At 49.5% G+C, this 20404-nt stretch carries 18 protein-coding genes and 1 tRNA gene; 18 read left to right on the top strand and 1 reads right to left on the bottom strand.

Translation table 11 applies throughout. The features are described from left to right. Window positions 1-15: 15 nt before the first annotated feature. From carB to O6P33_RS12450, 3 genes are read left to right on the top strand one after another with little or no spacing between them, the layout of a single operon-like run. Entirely contained in the window at window positions 16-3237 is a 3222-nt protein-coding gene (gene carB / locus O6P33_RS12460) for a carbamoyl-phosphate synthase large subunit (protein ID WP_269818090.1), read from the top strand. Next, window positions 3234-3710 carry a transcription elongation factor GreA gene (gene greA / locus O6P33_RS12455; protein ID WP_269818089.1) on the top strand — a complete coding sequence of 159 codons (477 nt, stop codon included), beginning with the start codon at window positions 3234-3236 and terminating at the stop codon, window positions 3708-3710. The genes carB and greA overlap by 4 nt, the downstream gene beginning before the upstream one ends. Before the next feature lie 10 nt (window positions 3711-3720). Further along, a complete protein-coding gene (locus O6P33_RS12450) occupies window positions 3721-4134 on the top strand; it encodes a DUF4149 domain-containing protein (protein ID WP_269818088.1) in 414 nt (137 codons plus the stop codon). Between the two features lie 31 nt (window positions 4135-4165). Here O6P33_RS12450 and yhbY read toward each other — a convergent pair whose 3' ends face one another. Continuing rightward, window positions 4166-4477 carry a ribosome assembly RNA-binding protein YhbY gene (yhbY, locus tag O6P33_RS12445; RefSeq protein WP_269818087.1) on the bottom strand — a complete coding sequence of 104 codons (312 nt, stop codon included), beginning with the start codon at window positions 4475-4477 and terminating at the stop codon, window positions 4166-4168. 71 nt (window positions 4478-4548) lie between these two features. Here yhbY and rlmE point away from each other — a divergent pair, with 71 nt between their 5' ends. The 15 genes from rlmE to O6P33_RS12370 all read left to right on the top strand — a co-directional run bounded on the left by rlmE (window position 4549) and on the right by O6P33_RS12370 (window position 20390). Then, window positions 4549-5184 carry a 23S rRNA (uridine(2552)-2'-O)-methyltransferase RlmE gene (gene rlmE / locus O6P33_RS12440; protein ID WP_269818086.1) on the top strand — a complete coding sequence of 212 codons (636 nt, stop codon included), beginning with the start codon at window positions 4549-4551 and terminating at the stop codon, window positions 5182-5184. A 127-nt stretch (window positions 5185-5311) separates the two neighbouring features. Continuing rightward, window positions 5312-7231 carry an ATP-dependent zinc metalloprotease FtsH gene (gene ftsH / locus O6P33_RS12435; protein WP_269818085.1) on the top strand — a complete coding sequence of 640 codons (1920 nt, stop codon included), beginning with the start codon at window positions 5312-5314 and terminating at the stop codon, window positions 7229-7231. Window positions 7232-7292: 61 nt separating this feature from the next. Continuing rightward, the gene (gene folP, locus O6P33_RS12430; RefSeq protein WP_269818084.1) at window positions 7293-8147 is read left to right on the top strand and encodes a dihydropteroate synthase; all 855 of its coding nucleotides are present in this window, start codon (window positions 7293-7295) and stop codon (window positions 8145-8147) included. A gap of 4 nt (window positions 8148-8151) precedes the next feature. Next, a complete protein-coding gene (gene glmM / locus O6P33_RS12425; RefSeq protein WP_269818083.1) occupies window positions 8152-9495 on the top strand; it encodes a phosphoglucosamine mutase in 1344 nt (447 codons plus the stop codon). Between the two features lie 65 nt (window positions 9496-9560). Beyond that, a complete protein-coding gene (tpiA, locus tag O6P33_RS12420) occupies window positions 9561-10316 on the top strand; it encodes a triose-phosphate isomerase (RefSeq protein WP_269818082.1) in 756 nt (251 codons plus the stop codon). Between the two features lies 1 nt (window position 10317). Beyond that, window positions 10318-10716, top strand: a complete 399-nt coding sequence (gene secG, locus O6P33_RS12415) for a preprotein translocase subunit SecG (protein ID WP_269818081.1) — start codon at window positions 10318-10320, stop codon at window positions 10714-10716. Between the two features lie 4 nt (window positions 10717-10720). After that, window positions 10721-10807 (top strand) — tRNA-Leu (locus O6P33_RS12410). A 253-nt stretch (window positions 10808-11060) separates the two neighbouring features. Then, window positions 11061-11519, top strand: coding sequence for a ribosome maturation factor RimP (gene rimP, locus O6P33_RS12405; RefSeq protein WP_269818080.1), 459 nt, complete (start codon window positions 11061-11063; stop codon window positions 11517-11519). 48 nt (window positions 11520-11567) lie between these two features. Continuing rightward, complete coding sequence (gene nusA / locus O6P33_RS12400) at window positions 11568-13049, top strand: transcription termination factor NusA (RefSeq protein WP_269818079.1); 1482 nt, start codon at window positions 11568-11570, stop codon at window positions 13047-13049. A gap of 28 nt (window positions 13050-13077) precedes the next feature. After that, window positions 13078-15540, top strand: coding sequence for a translation initiation factor IF-2 (gene infB / locus O6P33_RS12395; protein ID WP_269818078.1), 2463 nt, complete (start codon window positions 13078-13080; stop codon window positions 15538-15540). Window positions 15541-15665: 125 nt separating this feature from the next. Beyond that, on the top strand, window positions 15666-16052 hold the full coding sequence (gene rbfA, locus O6P33_RS12390; RefSeq protein WP_269818077.1) for a 30S ribosome-binding factor RbfA: 387 nt from the start codon (window positions 15666-15668) through the stop codon (window positions 16050-16052). Window positions 16053-16058: 6 nt separating this feature from the next. Beyond that, window positions 16059-16976, top strand: coding sequence for a tRNA pseudouridine(55) synthase TruB (gene truB, locus O6P33_RS12385; RefSeq protein WP_269818076.1), 918 nt, complete (start codon window positions 16059-16061; stop codon window positions 16974-16976). A gap of 124 nt (window positions 16977-17100) precedes the next feature. Then, complete coding sequence (gene rpsO / locus O6P33_RS12380; protein ID WP_269818075.1) at window positions 17101-17370, top strand: 30S ribosomal protein S15; 270 nt, start codon at window positions 17101-17103, stop codon at window positions 17368-17370. A 161-nt stretch (window positions 17371-17531) separates the two neighbouring features. Continuing rightward, window positions 17532-19652, top strand: coding sequence for a polyribonucleotide nucleotidyltransferase (gene pnp, locus O6P33_RS12375; protein ID WP_269818074.1), 2121 nt, complete (start codon window positions 17532-17534; stop codon window positions 19650-19652). A gap of 333 nt (window positions 19653-19985) precedes the next feature. Then, on the top strand, window positions 19986-20390 hold the full coding sequence (locus O6P33_RS12370) for a hypothetical protein (protein ID WP_269818073.1): 405 nt from the start codon (window positions 19986-19988) through the stop codon (window positions 20388-20390). The last annotated feature ends 14 nt before the right edge of the window (window positions 20391-20404 follow it).

Here is a 20404-nt window from a genome sequence, read left to right as displayed (position 1 = left end):
CATTACGAGAATCCCATGCCAAAACGCACAGATATTAAAAGCATCCTCATCATCGGCGCAGGTCCAATTGTTATTGGGCAGGCCTGTGAATTTGACTATTCCGGTGCGCAAGCCTGTAAAGCCTTACGTGAAGAAGGCTACCGAGTTATTTTAGTCAACTCCAATCCAGCCACCATCATGACTGACCCGGCCATGGCTGATGCCACCTATATCGAACCGATTAAGTGGCAGACAGTGGCGAAAATCATTGAGAAAGAGCGCCCCGACGCTTTATTGCCCACTATGGGTGGGCAGACAGCATTGAACTGTGCCTTAGATTTAGAGCGCGAAGGTGTTCTGGAAAAGTTTGGCGTGGAGATGATCGGTGCCAATGCTGACACCATTGATAAGGCTGAAGATCGCTCGCGTTTTGACCAAGCCATGACCGCCATTGGCCTCGCTTGTCCGCGTTCCGGCATCGCCCATAGCATGGAAGAAGCGTACAAAGTGCAAAGTGAAGTCGGCTTTCCTTGCATTATTCGTCCAAGTTTCACCATGGGCGGCACGGGCGGCGGCATTGCTTACAACCGAGAAGAGTTTGAAGAGATCTGCACCCGCGGTTTAGACTTATCCCCAACCAAAGAATTGTTGATCGATGAATCGCTGATTGGTTGGAAAGAGTACGAAATGGAAGTGGTGCGCGACAAAAATGATAACTGCATTATTGTCTGCTCCATTGAAAACTTTGATCCGATGGGTGTGCATACCGGTGACTCTATCACCGTAGCGCCGGCACAAACCTTGACCGATAAAGAATACCAAATCATGCGTGATGCCTCGTTGGCGGTGATGCGTGAAATTGGCGTAGAGAGCGGTGGCTCCAACGTGCAGTTTGGTATCGATCCAAAAGACGGGCGTATGGTGGTGATTGAAATGAATCCGCGGGTCTCGCGCTCATCGGCTTTGGCCTCGAAAGCCACCGGCTTCCCCATTGCCAAAATCGCGGCGAAACTGGCGGTTGGTTACACCTTAGATGAGCTGCAGAACGACATCACTGGCGGTCGCACCCCGGCATCTTTCGAGCCGTCAATTGACTATGTTGTTACTAAAATCCCCCGCTTTACCTTTGAAAAGTTCCCCAAAGCTGATGCGCGCTTAACCACGCAAATGAAGTCCGTGGGTGAGGTTATGGCCATTGGTCGCACTTTCCAAGAGTCGTTGCAGAAAGCTTTGCGCGGTTTGGAAGTGGGCGTTAACGGTCTAGATCCAATTTTGGATCTGAATGATCCAGAAGCTGCGGCGATATTACGCCGTGAGCTAACTGTGCCTGGGGCTGATCGTATTTGGTATGTGGCCGATGCCATGCGTTTTGGCATGACCCGCAATGAAATTTACGAACTCACCAAAATCGATCATTGGTTCTTAGTGCAGATGGAAGATCTAGTGCACGAGGCTGAGCGCTTAAAAACCGTGGGCCTTGCGCAAATTGATGCCGCGCAGATGTTTAAGCTCAAGCGCAAAGGTTTCAGTGATGCCCGTTTAGCAGAGTTACTCGGTGTGTCTGAGAAAAACCTGCGCAGTCGCCGTCATCAGCTCAATATTTTTCCAGTCTATAAGCGGGTGGATACCTGTGCGGGTGAGTTTGCCACTGACACCGCTTACATGTATTCCACTTATGAGGAAGAGTGTGAAGCCCAGCCCAGTTCGCGCGATAAGATCATGATTCTTGGTGGCGGCCCGAACCGCATTGGTCAGGGGATTGAGTTTGACTATTGCTGTGTGCACGCCGCATTGGCCATGCGCGAAGACGGGTATGAGACCATTATGGTCAACTGCAACCCAGAGACCGTTTCCACTGACTATGACACCTCAGATCGCCTGTATTTTGAGCCGGTGACTTTGGAAGATGTGTTGGAAATCGTCCGTGTCGAAAAACCCGTGGGCGTGATTGTGCAGTACGGTGGGCAAACCCCATTGAAAATTTGCCGTGAACTGGAAGCCGCCGGTGTCCCCATTATTGGTACCAGCCCAGATGCCATTGACCGTGCCGAAGACCGTGAGCGCTTCCAGCAAATGGTTGAGCGCTTAGGTTTGCGTCAGCCACAAAACGCTACCGCGCGTAGCGAAGAAGAAGCCATTAGCGCCTCCAAAGAAATTGGTTATCCGTTGGTGGTGCGTCCTTCATACGTGCTGGGCGGGCGGGCGATGGAGATCGTCTATGACGAAGAAGAGCTCAAGCGCTACATGCGTGAAGCGGTGCAAGTCTCCAATGACAGCCCAGTGCTGCTGGATCACTTCCTGAACCGCGCCATTGAAGTGGACGTGGATGCGGTGTGTGATGGTGAGATCGTGGTGATTGGCGCGATTATGCAGCACATTGAGCAGGCAGGGGTACACTCCGGTGACTCTGCGTGCTCATTGCCGCCTTATTCATTGCCAGCGCACATTCAAGATGAGATTCGTGATCAGGTCCGCCGCATGGCGTTAGAGCTGGGTGTGTTAGGCTTGATGAACGTGCAAATGGCGGTGCAGGGCGAAGATATCTATGTGATTGAAGTCAACCCTCGAGCTTCACGTACCGTGCCTTTTGTGTCGAAGTGCATTGGCGAGTCGCTGGCTAAAGTCGCTGCACGGGTGATGGCTGGTAAGACTTTGACGCAGCTTAACTTCACCAAAGAAATCATTCCGCCGTTCTTTAGTGTTAAAGAAGCCGTCTTCCCCTTTGCTAAATTCCCAGGTGTTGATACGATTCTTGGGCCAGAGATGAAATCCACCGGTGAGGTGATGGGAGTTGGTGACAGCTTCGCGGAAGCCTTTGCCAAGTCGCAAATGGGTGCCGGCGAAGTGCTGCCAACCAGCGGCTGTGCTTTTATCAGTGTGCGCGAAGATGACAAACCTTTTGCTGCAGCATTGGCCGGTGATTTAATTGCTTTGGGCTTTACTATAGTCGCCACGCTAGGAACTGCTAAACTCATTGAGGCGGCAGGCCATAATGTGCGCCGTGTAAATAAAGTGACTGAAGGTCGTCCGCACATTGTTGATATGATCAAGAATGATGAAGTGACCTTAGTCATCAATACTACCGAGGGGCGTCAGTCTATTGCTGATTCCTTCTCGATTCGTCGAAACGCTCTGCAACGAAAAGTCTATTTCTCCACTACTTTAGCGGGTGGCCAGGCTGTTTGTGAGGCGCTTAAATTCGGTCCAGAAAAGACCGTGCGTCGATTGCAGGACTTGCATTCAGGAATTAATGCGTGACTAAATTTCCAATGACCATCCAGGGCGCTCGCGCCTTGGAGGATGAGCTTAAGCATCTTAAAACAGTGATGCGTCCACAAATCACCGCAGCCATTGCGACTGCGCGTGAGTTGGGCGATTTATCAGAAAACGCTGAGTACCATGCCGCCCGTGAGCAGCAGGGTATGAGTGAAGCACGTATTCGTGATATCGAAGGGCGCTTATCTGCTGCACAAATCATTGATGTGACCACTATTCCATATTCTGGAAAAGTGTTTTTTGGTACCACAGTGACCATTCTTAATGTCGAAACTGATGAGGAATTAACTTATCAGATCGTTGGTGAGGATGAGGCTGACTTTAAACTCGGCAAGATATCGGTTACCTCGCCCATTGCCCGTGCTTTAGTGGGTAAGGAAGAGGGCGCTGTTGTTGTGGTGCAAACCCCAGGCGGTTTGATCGAGTATGAAATCGTCGAGGTTCGCCATATCTAGCATTGCTCCCTTGCGGGCCGGCGCAATCACTTGGCAGCTTGCACAAGTGTTTTGGGTGGGCGGTATTTGGATTATGCACTTTGTTTTGCTGAAGGCGCTGGAGAAAATCGGTTTTGCCAGTATCTTGGTGCAAGAGGTCGCGTTATATACGCGGCCTTTGCTGGTGGGGATCGCTTTGGCGTGTGTTTTGCTGCAGCTCATGGTGCTTAAACAGGCTATGCCTGCGCGCCAGTTGCTGAAAGATTTGCGTGGCCAGCTCTTGCTGGTATCTGCTGCTTTGGCGATGAGCTATTTTGTTACGCAAAATCTGTGGCCGGCTGCGCAGTATTGGCTGGCTTACAGTTACTTAGCGCTGGGAATGTGTGGACTGTTACTGGTTATTCAGCCTGTGCCCTTAGCCTATCCAGCTCTGCGTTCATCATAGATGTTAGTGAGCTGGATAGTTGTGGCTAAGTTTAAATGTTGTAACGCAGTACGTTAGACAGGTTTTTATTTGGCTGAGGGTTCTTGCGATAAATTAATGCAACTTTACCGATGCTTTGTACCAAAACGCTGCTGCTTTTTTGGCATAATTCATCGATGATGGCTTTACGGTCATCGCGCTCCGCAAGGCGCAGCTGAATTTTAATGAGCTCATGGTCGTGCAAAGCGCGATCCAGCTCAGCCAGAACCCCTTCGGTTAAACCGTTATCAGCCACCGTAACAATCGGCTTTAGGTGATGGCCGATGGATTTAAATTGTTTCTTTTGCTCTTGTGTGAGCGTCATAATCGACCTCTGAGTCGTAACATTGAATGAAGGTGGGTAGTTTACCTGACCTGAAGCTTAAGAGGTATTCTGTGGCTCGATCTAAAAGCAGTCAGCGCTGGCTAACTGAACATTTTAATGACCCATTTGTGAAAATGGCGCATAAAGATGGTTACCGCTCCCGTGCGAGCTATAAATTATTAGAGATCCAAGAAAAAGACCGTATTTTACGCCCTGGCATGACGGTCATTGACTTGGGCAGTACGCCAGGTGGTTGGTCGCAAGTGACCAGTCGCGTGGTCGGTGATGATGGTACGTTAATCGCATCAGACATCCTGCCCATGGACAGTATTGCTGGCGTAACTTTTATTGAGGGCGACTTTACTGAGCAAAGTGTCTTTGATGAAATTATTGCAGCAGTGGGAAATAAGCCGGTAGACCTTGTTATTTCCGATATGGCCCCCAATATGAGTGGTATACGTATCGCCGATCAAGCATCGGCGATGTACTTATGTGAACTGGCTCTGGATTTAGCATCTAAGGTCTTACGTCCCGGCGGTGATTTTTTAATTAAAATCTTCCACGGTGAAGGTTTTGATGAGTATCTGCGTGATGTGCGTGGACGTTTTGAAAAAGTGCAAATGCGCAAGCCAAGTTCATCCCGTGACCGCTCACGAGAACAGTACCTCCTAGCGCGGGGTATGCATGCGGTGGATGACGATGCTTAATTGAAGTGTTTAAATGTATTGTTACAGGACAAACATACGCAGAGCGTCAATGTGTAGTAAGTTTGTTATATGTAATTGACGTATTTGTTGCGGTTGTTGCAGCAGAGGGTATATAGAAGTGAACGATATGACTAAAAACCTCCTATTGTGGTTGGTTATCGCTGCTGTCCTAGTGACCGTAATGAATAATTTTTCCTCGCAGAGCGAAGCGGGCAAGCTGAATTACAGCACCTTTATTGAAGAGGTGAAGTCTGGACGTGTTGAGCAAGTGACCGTTGACGGCTTTGTGATTACAGGTAAGCGTGCAGACGGTAGTGTGTTTGAAACAGTGCGCCCAGCGATTCAAGACAATGGCTTGATGGGTGACTTGCTAGAGCACAATGTTAGCGTGGTTGGTAAGCAGCCAGAGCGCCAGAGCATGTGGATGCAGCTTTTAGTTGCCAGCTTCCCAATTCTGATTATTTTAGCTGTAGTAATGTTCTTTATGCGCCAGATGCAGGGCGGCGCTGGTGGTAAAGGCGGGCCCATGAGCTTTGGCAAAAGTAAAGCGCGCTTAATGGCCGAAGATCAAATTAAAACCACGCTGGCAGATGTTGCCGGTTGTGATGAAGCCAAAGAAGAAGTCGGCGAAATTGTTGAGTTCTTACGCGATCCCAGCCGTTTCCAGCGCTTAGGTGGCAAAATCCCCCGTGGCGTATTGATGGTGGGGCAGCCTGGTACGGGTAAAACCTTATTGGCGAAAGCCATTGCCGGTGAAGCAAAAGTACCGTTCTTTACTATTTCCGGTTCTGACTTCGTAGAAATGTTTGTCGGGGTGGGTGCTTCACGGGTGCGCGATATGTTTGAGCAAGCGAAAAAGCATGCGCCCTGCATTATTTTTATTGATGAGATTGATGCGGTCGGTCGTCACCGTGGCGCTGGTATGGGTGGCGGTAATGATGAGCGTGAGCAGACCTTGAACCAGTTGCTGGTAGAAATGGACGGTTTTGAAGACAATGATGGTGTGATCGTTATTGCTGCGACTAACCGTCCTGATGTGCTGGATCCAGCGTTATTGCGTCCAGGTCGATTTGACCGTCAAGTGGTAGTGGGCTTGCCCGACATCCGTGGTCGCGAGCAGATTTTACTGGTGCATATGCGTAAAGTGCCGGTGCATGATGATGTCGATGCGGCAGTGATTGCCCGTGGTACGCCGGGCTTCTCAGGTGCGGATTTGGCTAACTTGGTCAACGAGGCGGCGTTATTTGCGGCGCGTTCTGGCAGCCGTTTAGTCACCATGCAAGAATTTGAGATGGCTAAAGATAAAATCATGATGGGTGCTGAGCGCAAATCCATGGTGATGTCAGAAAAAGAAAAGCTCAATACTGCCTATCACGAAGCGGGTCATGCTATTGTTGGTCGCTTAGTGCCAGAGCATGATCCAGTGTATAAAGTGTCGATTATTCCCCGTGGCCGTGCGCTGGGGGTGACTATGTTCTTGCCGGAAGAAGATCGCTATAGCTTATCGAAGCGCGGTTTGATCAGTCAGATTTGCTCACTGTACGGCGGCCGTATTGCTGAGGAAATGACTCTTGGCTTTGACGGTGTCACCACGGGTGCATCGAACGACATTATGCGCGCGACGCAATTGGCGCGGAACATGGTGACCAAATGGGGCTTGTCTGAGAAGCTTGGTCCGTTGATGTATGAAGAGGATGAAAACGAAGGTTATTTAGGTCGTTCTGGCGGTGGTGCAAGTAACGTCTCAGGCGAAACAGCCAAGTTAATTGACCAAGAAATACGCGAGATTATTGACGAGTGCTACGGCACTGCGACTAAAATTTTGCATGATAATCGCGATAAGTTAGAAGCAATGGCTTTAGCACTCATGAAGTATGAAACCATTGATAGCGATCAGATTGACGATATTATGTCGGGCCGTGAGCCGCGCGAACCAAAAGACTGGGGAGACAGCGGCTCGGCAGGTAAGCCCAGCGCGCAAGCTGAGCCTAAAGACAATGCGCCAAGGCCAGATGCGCCCATTGGTGGGCCGGCCGGCGAACACTAAGAGGCAGTTAACGGGCGCTAATCAGCGCCCGTTTCAATAGTACAGAACACTAAGGCAGACTATGCACGTCACCGCAAATCCTGTTTTACACTGTGGTAAACAGGTTCTTGATTTATCCCGCGCCCATGTAATGGGTATCCTGAATGCAACCCCAGATTCGTTTTCTGATGGTGGTCGTGATGCCACTTTGGCTGCAGCGTTACAGCGTGCTTTAGCAATGGTGGTCGATGGTGCAAGCATCATTGATATTGGTGGTGAATCAACCCGACCTGGGGCAGCAGCGGTGAGTGTGCAGCAAGAGCTGGATCGAGTGGCACCCTTGGTTGAGTTGATCGCGGCAGAAAGTGATGTGATTATTTCTGTCGATACCTCAACACCTGCAGTCATCACTGAAACTGCGCGCTTAGGTGCGGGGCTAATCAATGATGTGCGCTCTTTGCAGCGTGAGGGGGCGCTTACGGCTGCAGCTGCAACGGGCTTGCCCGTATGCCTTATGCACATGCGTGGAGAGCCACAAACCATGCAAAATGCGCCACATTACGAGGATGTGGCCGCTGAAGTGATGCTTTTTTTGCAGCAGCGTATGGCCGCTTGTGCGCAGGTAGGGATTGCTCCTGAGCGTATTGTGCTTGACCCAGGCTTTGGTTTCGCAAAAAATTTACAACACAATTATGAGTTGTTTCAGCGTCTGCCCGAGTTGTGGCAGTTGCAGCGACCTTTGTTGGTCGGTGTCTCGCGTAAGAGCATGGTGGGTAATGTTGTGCATAAGCCAGTTGATCAGCGTTTGTCTGGCAGTTTAGCCTTGGCGGTGATGGCCTTAGAGCGCGGGGCAAAAATTTTACGTGTGCATGATGTGGCAGAGACCATGGATGTGCTGAAAATATTTAATGCGGTGCAGTCCGCGGCAAAGGAATAATAAAATGGCGAGAAAGTATTTTGGCACTGACGGTATTCGTGGGCATGTGGGTACGCACCCGATAACCCCAGAGTTTATGCTGAAGCTCGGTTGGGCGGCAGGCATGGCGTTTCGTAAGCAAGGTAAGTGCCGTATTTTAGTGGGCAAAGACACCCGTATTTCTGGCTATATGTTTGAGTCGGCACTGCAGGCTGGATTATCTGCCGCCGGTGCTGATGTGATGTTATTAGGTCCAATGCCGACGCCGGCGGTAGCGTATTTGGCGCGAACGTTTCAAGCAGAAGCTGGCATAGTCATCAGTGCTTCACACAACCCGCATCATGATAATGGCATTAAGTTCTTCTCAGGTCAGGGCACCAAATTACCGGATGCCGTTGAGCTGATGATTGAGGAGTTGATTGATGAGCCGATGACGGTGGTTGAGTCCGAGCATTTAGGTAAAGCCTCGCGCATCAATGACGCAGCTGGCCGTTATATCGAGTTCTGTAAAAGTAGCGTGCCCACCAGCACTGATTTTTCTGGGCTGAAAATTGTCTTAGATTGCGCGCACGGAGCTACCTACAAAGTTGCGCCAAGTGTGTTTCGCGAGCTGGGGGCGGAAGTGGTCACCACCGCTGCGCAGCCAGATGGCTTGAATATTAATGATGGTGTTGGCTCCACATGTTTGGGTCCGCTACAAAAAGCTGTGGTTGAGCATGGTGCGGATTTAGGTATTGCCTTTGATGGCGATGGTGACCGCGTACAAATGGTTGATCATACGGGTGCAGTGGTGGATGGTGATGACCTGTTGTACATCATCGCCACTGATATCCAGGAGCGTGAGCGCTTGCCAGAAGGTACCGGCGTAGTAGGGACCCTGATGAGTAATCTCGGTCTTGAGCTGGCTCTGGAAGAGCGCGGCATTCCTTTTATTCGTGCCAATGTGGGTGACCGTTATGTCATGGCGGAAATGGTTGAGCGCAAGTGGGTGCTCGGTGGTGAAAATTCAGGGCACATTCTCTGTGCGCAGCATGCAACCACTGGTGATGCCATTATTGCTGCCTTGCAAGTGCTGCTGGCGTTACGCCGCCGCGGGCAGAGCTTGGCAAAAGAGCGTCTAGCCTGGAAAAAGCTGCCGCAAGTGCTGATTAACGTGCGCTTAACAGGCGAAGTTGACCCAGTCAGTGATCCTAAGGTGCAGGCAGCCTGTGATGAGGTGACTGCGGCGATGGCTGGGCGTGGGCGAGTATTGTTGCGCAAGTCAGGTACTGAGCCGTTAGTGCGGATTATGGTTGAAGGTGATGACGAGGCCGTAGTCTTACAGCATGCGCAGCGTTTAGCCGAAGTTGTGCAAGCGGTATGTGGTTGATTTTGCTTGCATCTTTTTATGCGCTTGAGTAATATCTGCGCCCACTTTGAGCGAAGAGGATTGACATGCGTCGCCCATTGGTAGCTGGTAATTGGAAAATGCATGGCACCTGTGCCAGCATCAAACTGTTGTTAAATGAACTGGCTACACAAGTATTGCCCGCTGAAGTTGATGTGGCAGTATTTCCTGGTCTTGTTTATTTGCAAGCTGTTGGTGCTCAGGTCGCGCAAAGTGATATTGTTGTCGGTGCTCAGGATTGCGCTGTGCAGTTGGAGGAGGGCGCCCTGACTGGGGAAACCTCGGCGCTACAGCTCGCAGATATTGGTTGTTCAATGGTACTTGTTGGGCATTCTGAACGAAGACAGTTGCAAGATGAGACTGATAGTGTAATATGCCGCAAGTTTATTGCAGCGCAAGCAGCTGGTTTAACGCCAGTGCTTTGTGTTGGTGAGACTCTTGCAGAACGTGAGGCTGGGCAGGCGCTAGCAGTTGTACAGCGGCAAATTGATGCCGTGCTGGTGGAGCTGGGTGTTGATGTTTTTGCTAAAGCAGTTATTGCTTATGAGCCAGTTTGGGCGATAGGTAGTGGATTGACTGCAACACCTGAGCAGGCGCAAGATATACACGCGCAAATACGAGCACATATCGCCAGTCATAGTGCGGGCGTGGCTCAGGGTTTAAGAATTTTATACGGCGGCAGTGTAAAAGCTGCCAATGCTGCTGAGTTGTTTGCTCAAGCAGATATCGATGGGGGGTTAGTAGGCGGAGCCTCCCTCAATGCAAAAGAATTTGGTGCGATATGTCGCGCTGCGGGAAATTAAAATGCTGGAAACAGTCACAATTATTGTCCACTTAGTGGTTGCTGTTGGTCTTGTAGGTTTTGTTCTGTTACAGCAGGGTAAAGGTGCAGAAGCCGGCGCTTCATTTGGTTCTGGCGCTTCAGGAACTGTATTTGGATCGCAGGGTTCAAGCAGTTTTATGAGTCGTTTGACTGCTGTTTTAGCGGCAGTGTTTTTTGCAACGAGTTTAGGTTTGGCGTTTTACGCTAAAGAACGTGCTGGTGCAATTGCGCAGATGGGTTTGCCTGATCCAGCAGTTTTAGAAGTACAAGTTGAAGAGCAAGTTATGCTGGAAGACATTCCTCAAGTCGAAAGCAAGCGCTCAGCAGCCAGTGACACTGATGTACCTGTTGTTGAAGTAGAAGAAGTAGACGTAGAGTAATTTTGCCGAGGTGGTGGAATTGGTAGACACGCTACCTTGAGGTGGTAGTGGCCTAAAGGCTGTAGGGGTTCGAGTCCCCTTCTCGGTACCATATAAAAAACGACCTGCTGCATAAGCGGGTCGTTTTGTTTGTGCTTACTTGACTGTGATTGATCTGGGGTGTACACTTCGTGATCAGATTTAGTGGGGTGGCGTTGTTTTTGCCACGCGCATTATAAATGCCAAGTATTCATAATAAAGAGCCCCTAGTAAGGGGCTTTTTATTAGGTGAAACAGATATATTTTCAAATATTGGATGGGCGTTAGGCCCATTTTTCATTTCTACAGCATGCATTGGAGGTCGGATGACTAGCAAGCTGGAGCAGTTGCAGGACATATTGACGCCAGTGATTGAAGCGCTGGGTTATCAGAAGTGGGGCATTGAGTTTATTTCTCAGGGTCGCCACTCAGTGCTGCGTGTTTATATTGATCATGAGAATGGAATCTTAATCGATGATTGTGAAACAGTCAGTCGTCAGCTGAGTGCTGTGATGGATGTTGAAGATCCGATCAGCTCTGAATATACGCTGGAAGTTTCATCACCGGGAATGGATCGTCCACTCTTTACCTTGGAGCAGTTTGCTGCTTTTGCGGGTGAACAGGTAAAAATTAAGCTGCGCTCTCCAATTGAAGATCGCCGCAGTTTTCAAGGGTTGATTCGATCAGTTGAAGATCAAGATGTGGTGGTGCAAGTTGATGAGTATGAGTACTTGCTGCCGATCGATCTGATTGAAAAAGCTAATATACTTCCGAACTTTGAATAAAAATACGGACTCCGCGAACTTTAGAATTCGCGAAAGGCGAGGCATGCGATGAGCAAAGAAATTTTACTGGTTGTTGAATCAGTCTCCAACGAAAAAGGTGTTCCGCCAGCGGTGATTTTTGAAGCGCTGGAGCTGGCACTGGCCACTGCAACTAAGAAAAACTACGAAGATGAAGTGGACCTGCGGGTCGAAATTGACCGCCAGACCGGTAACTATGAAACCTTCCGTCGTTGGACAGTAATAGAAGAAGTTGACTTTGATGACCCAGCGCATCAGTTGACCATTGATATGGCCGAAAAGCGCGTGGAAAACCCCAGCGTCGGCGATGTCATTGAAGAGAAAATTGAATCCATTGAGTTTGGCCGTATTGCTGCACAAACCGCTAAGCAAGTGATCGTGCAAAAAGTACGTGAAGCTGAGCGCGCGCAAATTGTTGAGGCATACCGCAGCAGACTCGGTGAGGTTATTTTCGGAACAGTTAAGAAAGTTACTCGCGACAATATTATTGTTGATTTGGGTAATAACGCTGAAGCAATTTTAGCTCGGGAAGATATTATTCCGCGCGAAACCTTCCGGGTTGGTGCGCGTGTACGTGCATTACTGCAAGAGATTCGTTCAGAGAACCGTGGTCCGCAATTGGTATTGTCGCGCACGGCTCCAGAAATGATTATGGAACTGTTCAATATTGAGGTTCCAGAAATTTCTGAAGGCTTGATCGAAATTATGGCGGCTGCCCGTGATCCAGGGTCCCGTGCTAAAATAGCCGTACGTTCTAAAGATAAGCGTATTGATCCGCAGGGAGCCTGTATTGGTATGCGTGGTTCTCGTGTGCAAGCTGTTTCTGCTGAACTCGGCGGTGAGCGTGTAGATATTGTGTTGTGGGATGATAATCCGGCGCAATTTGTCATTAGCGCGATGTCCCCTGCGGAAGTGGTTGCCATCATTGTTGATGAAGATACGCACACCATGGATATCGCTGTTGCGGAAGAAAACCTGGCACAGGCCATTGGTCGCGGCGGTCAAAACGTACGCCTAGCTTCGCAGCTCACTGGCTGGACGTTGAATGTGATGAGTCAGGAAGACATTCAAGCGCGTCAGCAAGAAGAAACCGGCGATTTATTACAACTGTTTGTTAGAGACCTTGAGGTAGATGAGGACTTAGCGCAGGTTCTAGTGGACGAGGGCTTCACCAGTTTGGATGAAGTTGCTTATGTACCAATGGAAGAGATGCTGAACATTGAAGGTTTTGATGAAGAAATCGTTAATGAACTGCGTACTCGCGCCAAAAACTGTTTACTGACTCGCGCTATTGCGACTGAAGAAAAGCTGGCTGATATTCAGCCGGAACAGGATTTGCTCGACTTAACGGGCATGAGCAAAGAGCTGGCCGTTGAGCTAGCCGTCCGCGGAGTGCTCAGCCGCGAAGACCTAGCAGAGCAATCGATTGATGATTTGCTCGAAATCGAAGGCATGGATGAAGATCGTGCCGGCAAGCTGATCATGGCCGCCCGCGCCCACTGGTTTGAATAAGCACATTGCGGCTTGAGGAGAGAAGTTCATGACGCAAGTCACGGTTAAAGAACTGGCTAAAGTAGTGAACACGCCAGTAGAAAGCCTACTGCAACAAATGCATGAGGCTGGTCTGGCACACACTAGTGCCGACCAAAAAGTAAGCGAAACGGAGAAACAGAAACTTTTGACTTTTTTAGAAAAAGGCAGCAGTACTAAAACTGACGGATCTAAAAAAATCACTTTGCAACGTAAAACGACAACCACCTTGCGTACGCCAGGTAGTAAGTCAATTAGTGTTGAAGTGCGTAAAAAGAAAACTTTTGTTAAGCGCAGTGCTGAAGAGATTGAAGCTGAAAAGCAAAAAGATCTTGAGAAATTGCAAGCTGAGAAAAAGGCCAAAGAAGCTGCGCAAGAAAAAGCTAAGCCAGCTGAAGTTAAAGCTGAGCCTGTAGCGACTAAACCAGCTGCGGCAAAAGCCGAGCCAGTTAAAGCTGAAGAGCCTGACCTGCCACCGGCAGACATTACTTTGCCTGTGGTGGATGAAGTTGCTGCACCGGCCACTGAGCGTAAAAAAGCGCCAACCAAGCGTGTTGAGCCAGATGAGCGTCGTGAGCGTAAAGCTGCGCCACGTCCTGCGGCCAAAGGTAAGGCGCGTCTGGATGATGAGCAAACTGCTCGTCGCGGTGGACGTAACCGCAGCAAAGCGAAGAAGCGCTCGAATCAGCATGGCTTCCATAGCCCTGCAGGTCCAGTTGTACGTGATGTCAGTATTGGTGAAACCATCACCGTTGCTGAATTAGCTGCGCAGATGTCGGTGAAAGGCGTCGAAGTGGTTAAGTATATGTTCCAGCTCGGCTCGCCAGTGACCATCAACCAAGTGTTGGACCAAGATACTGCGGTATTAATTGCCGAAGACATGGGGCACCGCGTCAGTCGCGTCAGCGATAACGTACTGGAAGAGCAGTTTGCTGCGTCATTGAAAATTGATGAAGGCGAAACGTTCCACAGAGCACCTGTAGTAACAGTTATGGGTCACGTTGACCACGGTAAAACCTCGTTGCTTGACTACATTCGTCGCGCCAAAGTGGCGACCGGTGAAGCCGGTGGGATTACCCAGCACATTGGTGCTTATCACGTGAAAACTGAAGGTGGCATGGTCACTTTCTTAGATACCCCAGGTCACGCCGCCTTTACTGCGATGCGTGCACGCGGAGCCAAAGCTACAGATATCGTAATTCTAGTGGTTGCTGCGGATGATGGCGTGATGCCACAAACCATTGAAGGTATTGAGCACGCTAAAGCAGCGGGCGTACCTTTGATTATCGCAGTGAACAAAATTGATAAGCCAGAAGCTGATCCAGATCGTATTAAAAACGACCTAGCAGCCCATGACGTCATCCCAGAAGAGTGGGGTGGTGATACGCAGTTTGTCCACGTTTCCGCCAAAGTCGGCACCGGAATTGATGCGTTACTTGAGTCAGTTCTGCTGCAAGCAGAGGTACTTGAGCTCAATGCCACACCATCGGCTTCAGGGCGTGGTGTAGTGATTGAGTCGCGTCTGGATAAAGGCCGTGGCCCAGTTGCTTCGGTGCTGGTACAAAACGGTACCTTACGTCAAGGCGACATGGTGTTAGTGGGTGTTAACTTCGGTCGTATCCGCGCCATGATGGATGAAAATGGTCAACCTATCCAAGAAGCAGGTCCATCAATTCCAGTAGAGATTTTAGGTCTAGATGGTACGCCAGAAGCCGGTGACGAAGTCACAGTTGTGGTTGATGAGCGTAAAGCCCGTGAAGTTGCACTGTTCCGTCAGGGCAAGTTCCGTGAGGTTAAACTGGCCCGCGCCCATGCTGGTAAGCTCGAAAATATGTTCGAGAATATGGGGCAGGAAGAGAAGAAAGTTCTTAATATCGTTATTAAAGCAGACGTACGCGGTACTCTTGAGGCATTGCGCGGTTCCTTGTCTGAGTTAGGTAATGATGAAGTAGAAGTCTGTGTGGTGGCTGGTGGTGTGGGTGGTATCAACGAAAGTGATGCGAACCTGGCTCTAGCTTCCAATGCGGTGATCTTTGGTTTCAACGTGCGTGCTGATGCCGGTGCGCGTAAAATCGTTGAGCAAGAAGGTCTCGATATGCGCTACTACAATATCATTTACGATATTATCGAAGACGTGAAGAAAGCACTGTCCGGGCTGCTGGGTACTGATGTCCGTGAGAATATTCTGGGTATCGCCGAAGTGCGCGAAGTATTCCGTTCGCCGAAGCTGGGTGCAGTTGCCGGTTGTATGGTTACTGAAGGTACTGTGTACCGTAACCGTCCAATTCGTGTATTGCGCGATGACGTTGTTATTTTTGAAGGTGAGCTGGAATCATTACGCCGCTTTAAAGATGACGCTGCTGAAGTGCGTTCCGGTATGGAATGTGGTATCGGCGTGAAGAGTTACAATGACGTGAAAGTGGGTGACAAGATCGAAGTGTTCGAGAAGGTCCAAGTCGCACGTACGCTGTAATTTATAAACGTATAGGCAACGGCAAGTGCAGCTGGCTGGGTATCTAACCTAACCTGCTGAGCTTGCCGTTTGCTGTTTATATGGATCAAAAGAGTAGCTGCACTGTGCAGCGCAAGGTGAATGTAATGGCGAAACAATACAGCCGCACCCAACGTATTGGCGATCAGATCCAGCGTGAGCTGGCAACACTGATCCCGCGCGAAATCAAAGATCCGCGCTTAGGTTTTATCACGGTTACAGGCGTTGATGTCAGTCGTGATATCAGTCACGCCAAAGTCTTTATCACTGTGATGGGCGATAATTCCCCTGAAGTGATTAAAGAAAATTTAACTGTGCTGAAAGATGCAGCGGGCTATTTAAGAATGTTGCTAGGTAAGGCGATGAAATTGCGCAGCTTACCAGCGTTACATTTTCATTATGATGAAAGTATTACTCGCGGTGCGCATTTGTCGGCACTGATTGAGCAGGCGGTGTCCGAAGACGAGCGCAATACTGGGTCCAGCGGAGAGTAAGGCGTAGTGCAACAGGTTAAACGTAAGCGTCGCAGTGTCAGCGGTATTATTATTTTTGATAAGCCTTATGGTGTTAGCTCTAACGGTGCTTTGCAGAAAGTTCGTTGGCTGCTCAACTCCGATAAAGGCGGCCACACTGGTAGCCTCGATCCTTTAGCAACGGGTGTATTGCCGCTGTGCTTTGGTGAGGCAACTAAGTTTTCTCGCTACCTGCTGGATGCTGATAAAGTTTATGAAGCAACCATGCAGCTTGGCGCCACCACCGATACCGGTGATGCTGAGGGTGAGGTACTAGAAACTAAAGCAGTCCATGTCAGCGCTGCTGATATTGAAGCGGTATTGCCGCAGTTTCGTGGCGATATTGAACAAATTCCACCGATGTATTCAGCACTTAAAAAAGATGGGCAACCGCTGTATAAGCTTGCGCGTGCTGGTATTACTGTGGAGCGTCCGCCGCGTAAAGTGACTATCAGTCAGCTTGAGCTTTTATCCTGCGAAGGGGAGCAAGCTCGTATTCGAGTGGCCTGCAGCAAAGGCACTTATATCCGCACCTTAGTTGAAGACATTGGTGCGGTGCTGGGCTGTGGTGCCCATGTGGCGCAATTGCGTCGCACAGAGGCTGGGCCTTTTGATTTAACCCATGCGGTCACTTTAGCAGAGCTGGAGCGCTTGCATGAGGAAGGTGGTGCTGAAGCACTGGATGCCTGCATGATTCCCATGGACAGCGGTTTGCTGCATTTTCCTCGAGTCAGTTTGACGGAGAACAGCAGTTTCTTTTGGTTAAATGGCCAGCCCGTACGTGCGCAGAATTCGCCGCTGGAAGGAATGGTGCGGGTTTATAACCATAATGATGAATTTATCGGCGTGGGCGAAATAGATGATGATGCAATGGTTGCACCCAAGCGTCTAATTCGGTCACAATGAGCAAGTTTTTTTAGCTGTATTATTACTGCAGCTAAAAAACCTTAAGGTAGGCTGTTGGCAGGCACGGTCATACCTCTATCTTTTGCACGGGAAATCCCCGGCCTGTCCAAACTAGGAGCCCATCATGGCACTAAGCAACGAAGAAAAAATCCAGATTATTAATGACTACAAGCAGTCTGAAGGTGATACCGGTTCGCCAGAAGTGCAAGTTGCACTTTTGACGACCAACATCAACAAGCTGCAAGGTCACTTCAAAGATAACAAAAAAGATCACCACTCACGTCGTGGTTTAATCCGTATGGTTAACCAGCGTCGTAAGCTGCTGGACTACCTGAAGGGTAAAGATCTTGGCCGTTACGCGACTTTGATTGGTCGTCTGGGTCTACGTCGTTAAGACGTAAGCTGTAACGTGAAGCTGGGAGTCTGGGGTGCTAAGCGTAAAGTGATTTGCGCAAGTGCTTTGGGCTTCCAGCTTTTCGCTTTTCAGGAGTACGTTGGGCCGATACCCAAGCTCTTGCCAATTTCCCCAAGGTCACATTAGAGAAGGAAGATACCGTGAATCCGGTTATTAAAACGTTTCAATTTGGTGAATCCACCATTACTTTAGAAACAGGCCGCATTGCGCGTCAAGCCTGTGGTGCTGTATTAGTCAGCGTTAACAACGATGTCTCTGTACTCTGTACAGTGGTTGGCGCGAAAAAAGCTGATCCAAGCAAAGACTTTTTCCCATTATCTGTGCATTACCAAGAAAAAACCTATGCCGCAGGTAAAATCCCAGGTGGTTTCTTCAAGCGTGAAGCCCGTCCATCTGAAAAAGAAACCCTCACCTCACGCCTGATCGACCGTCCGATCCGTCCGCTGTTCCCAGAAGGTTTCAGCAACGAAGTGCAGGTTATTTGTACGGTTGTTTCTACCAGTAAGAAAACTGATCCAGACATCGCTGCGATGATTGGTACCTCAGCTGCATTGGCGATCTCAGGTATTCCATTCAACGGCCCAATTGGTTGTGCCCGCGTTGGTTTCCACCCTGAAACAGGTTACTTGATCAACCCAACCTATGAGCAGCAAGAAGCATCCTGCTTAGACATGGTGGTTGCTGGTACCAAAGACGCAGTATTGATGGTTGAGTCAGAAGCAGACGAGCTGACTGAAGACCAAATGCTTGGCGCCGTGCTGTTTGCCCATGAAGAGTTCCAGGTGGTCGTTAAGGCGATTACTGAGCTGGCTGCTGAAGTTGGTAAGCCGCGTTGGGATTGGCAGCCAAAAGCTGAAAACACTGAGTTGTTAAACGCAGTGCGTGATCAGTTTGGTGCAGGCATCGCAGAAGCTTACGGCATCATTATTAAGCAAGACCGTTATGCGCGTCTCGGTGAAATCCGTGAGCAAGCAGTTGCCGCTTTAGCCAGCGACGTTGAAGGTGAAGGCCCTACAGCCGCAGAAGTCAAAGATGCGTTCGGCGAAATCGAATACCGCACAGTGCGTGAAAACATTGTCAACGGTAAGCCACGTATTGATGGCCGTGATGCGCAAACTGTACGTCCTTTGGCTATTGAAGTGGGCGTATTGGATAAAGTACACGGCTCATCTTTGTTCACCCGTGGTGAAACCCAAGCTCTGGTTGCTACAACCTTGGGTACTGCGCGTGATGCACAGTTCCTCGATACTCTCGAAGGCGAAAAACGCGATCCGTTTATGCTGCACTACAACTTCCCTCCTTACTCGGTAGGTGAGTGCGGTCGTATGGGCGCAACCGGTCGTCGTGAGATTGGTCACGGTCGTTTAGCGCGCCGCAGTATCGCTGCGATGTTGCCAAACCCAGATGACTTCCCCTACACCATTCGTGTGGTCTCAGAAATCACTGAATCCAACGGCTCCAGCTCCATGGCATCAGTCTGTGGTGCTTCTTTAGCATTGATGGATGCGGGCGTACCAATGAAGGCGCCAGTAGCCGGTATTGCGATGGGTATGGTTAAAGAAGGCGAGAAATTTGCTGTCTTAACTGACATCCTCGGCGACGAAGACCACCTTGGCGATATGGACTTTAAAGTAGCGGGTACGGCCAATGGCGTAACTGCACTGCAAATGGACATTAAGATCGAAGGCGTTACTGAAGAAATCATGGAAATTGCGCTGAACCAAGCGCACACCGCCCGTATTACGATCCTTGAGCAAATGAATCAAGTGCTGGCCACTTCACGCACTGAATTGTCAGCCAATGCGCCGACCATGATTGCGATGAAGATTGATTCCGACAAGATTCGTGATGTGATCGGTAAAGGTGGTGCAACCATCCGCGCGATCTGTGAAGAAACGGATGCATCCATTGATATTGAAGATGATGGTTCGATCAAAATCTTTGGTAGCACTAAAGAAGCAGCAGAAGCAGCCCGTGAACGCGTGCTGAGCATCACAGCAGAAGCTGAGATTGGTAAAATCTACAACGGTAAAGTTGAGCGCATTGTTGATTTCGGTGCGTTTGTTAACATCCTGCCAGGTAAAGATGGCTTAGTGCACATCTCCATGCTCAGCGATGAGCGTGTTGAAAAAGTCACTGATATCTTGACTGAAGGCGAGATGGTTGACGTGCTGGTACTGGACGTGGATAACCGTGGCCGGATCAAGCTGTCGATCAAAGACGTTGCTAAAGCCAAAGCTGAGCAAGCAGAACAAGCGTAAGTTTGTTGGGTTCAAAAAAAGCCGCCTAGTGCGGCTTTTTTTATTGGAAAAATAAATGTTTAAAGCGATTTGGCAGCCTAGCTCGTTGCCCAAGACGATGCCTGGCCGACTAGCTGCTGGTTAGACGCTCGCGCGTAGCGGCTAAAGCTTAAATACTTGTGTGCAATCGCCCATCGTGGCGCGATGCACGTTAAACTACGCCCTTTATTTTTAGCGCCGCACTGTTTAGGCCAGGCTGCATGTCTTCTGTAGTCATGCTGGTTATACTGTGCTGGCGTTGCTGCGCTGGTTTTTAAGTGACGAGCAATAACTTCTTCTTCTCCAAGGATCTATATGTTAGATATCTCTCTTACGAAAATTGCTTTAAGTGCGGTGACTTTGCTTTTTGTTATTGCGCTGGGATGGTTACTGCTCACTCTGTTTGCGAAAAAAACAGATATGCGAGTGCCGCGGCCGTTGCTGACTATGTTGCAGGTGGCGGCGATATCCAGTGTGGTGTTTATGCTGGCTTCAGTGCCAAGCATTGTTGCGCGTATTGTTAATCCTGAGATTTTGCCGTTTATCATGCCGTACACCGCTGCATTATTGGCGGTTAGCTTTATTGCGTTTATTTTGAAGTTGGAATCAACGCGCGGCGGTCGTGCGCAAGCGGCGGTGGCATTCTTTTATGCGGCAACAATTAGCCTGGGTTTATTGCTTGTCCAGCTTGTTTTGCCAGAGATTTTTATTGGCGCTTAAGGAGTGAGGGTACG

The sequence above is a fragment of the Denitrificimonas caeni genome (assembly GCF_027498055.1).
GTDB lineage: Bacteria > Pseudomonadota > Gammaproteobacteria > Pseudomonadales > Pseudomonadaceae > Denitrificimonas.
The sequence above is the reverse complement of the archived record's forward strand: the minus strand, read 5'-3'. Positions and strand labels throughout refer to the sequence as shown.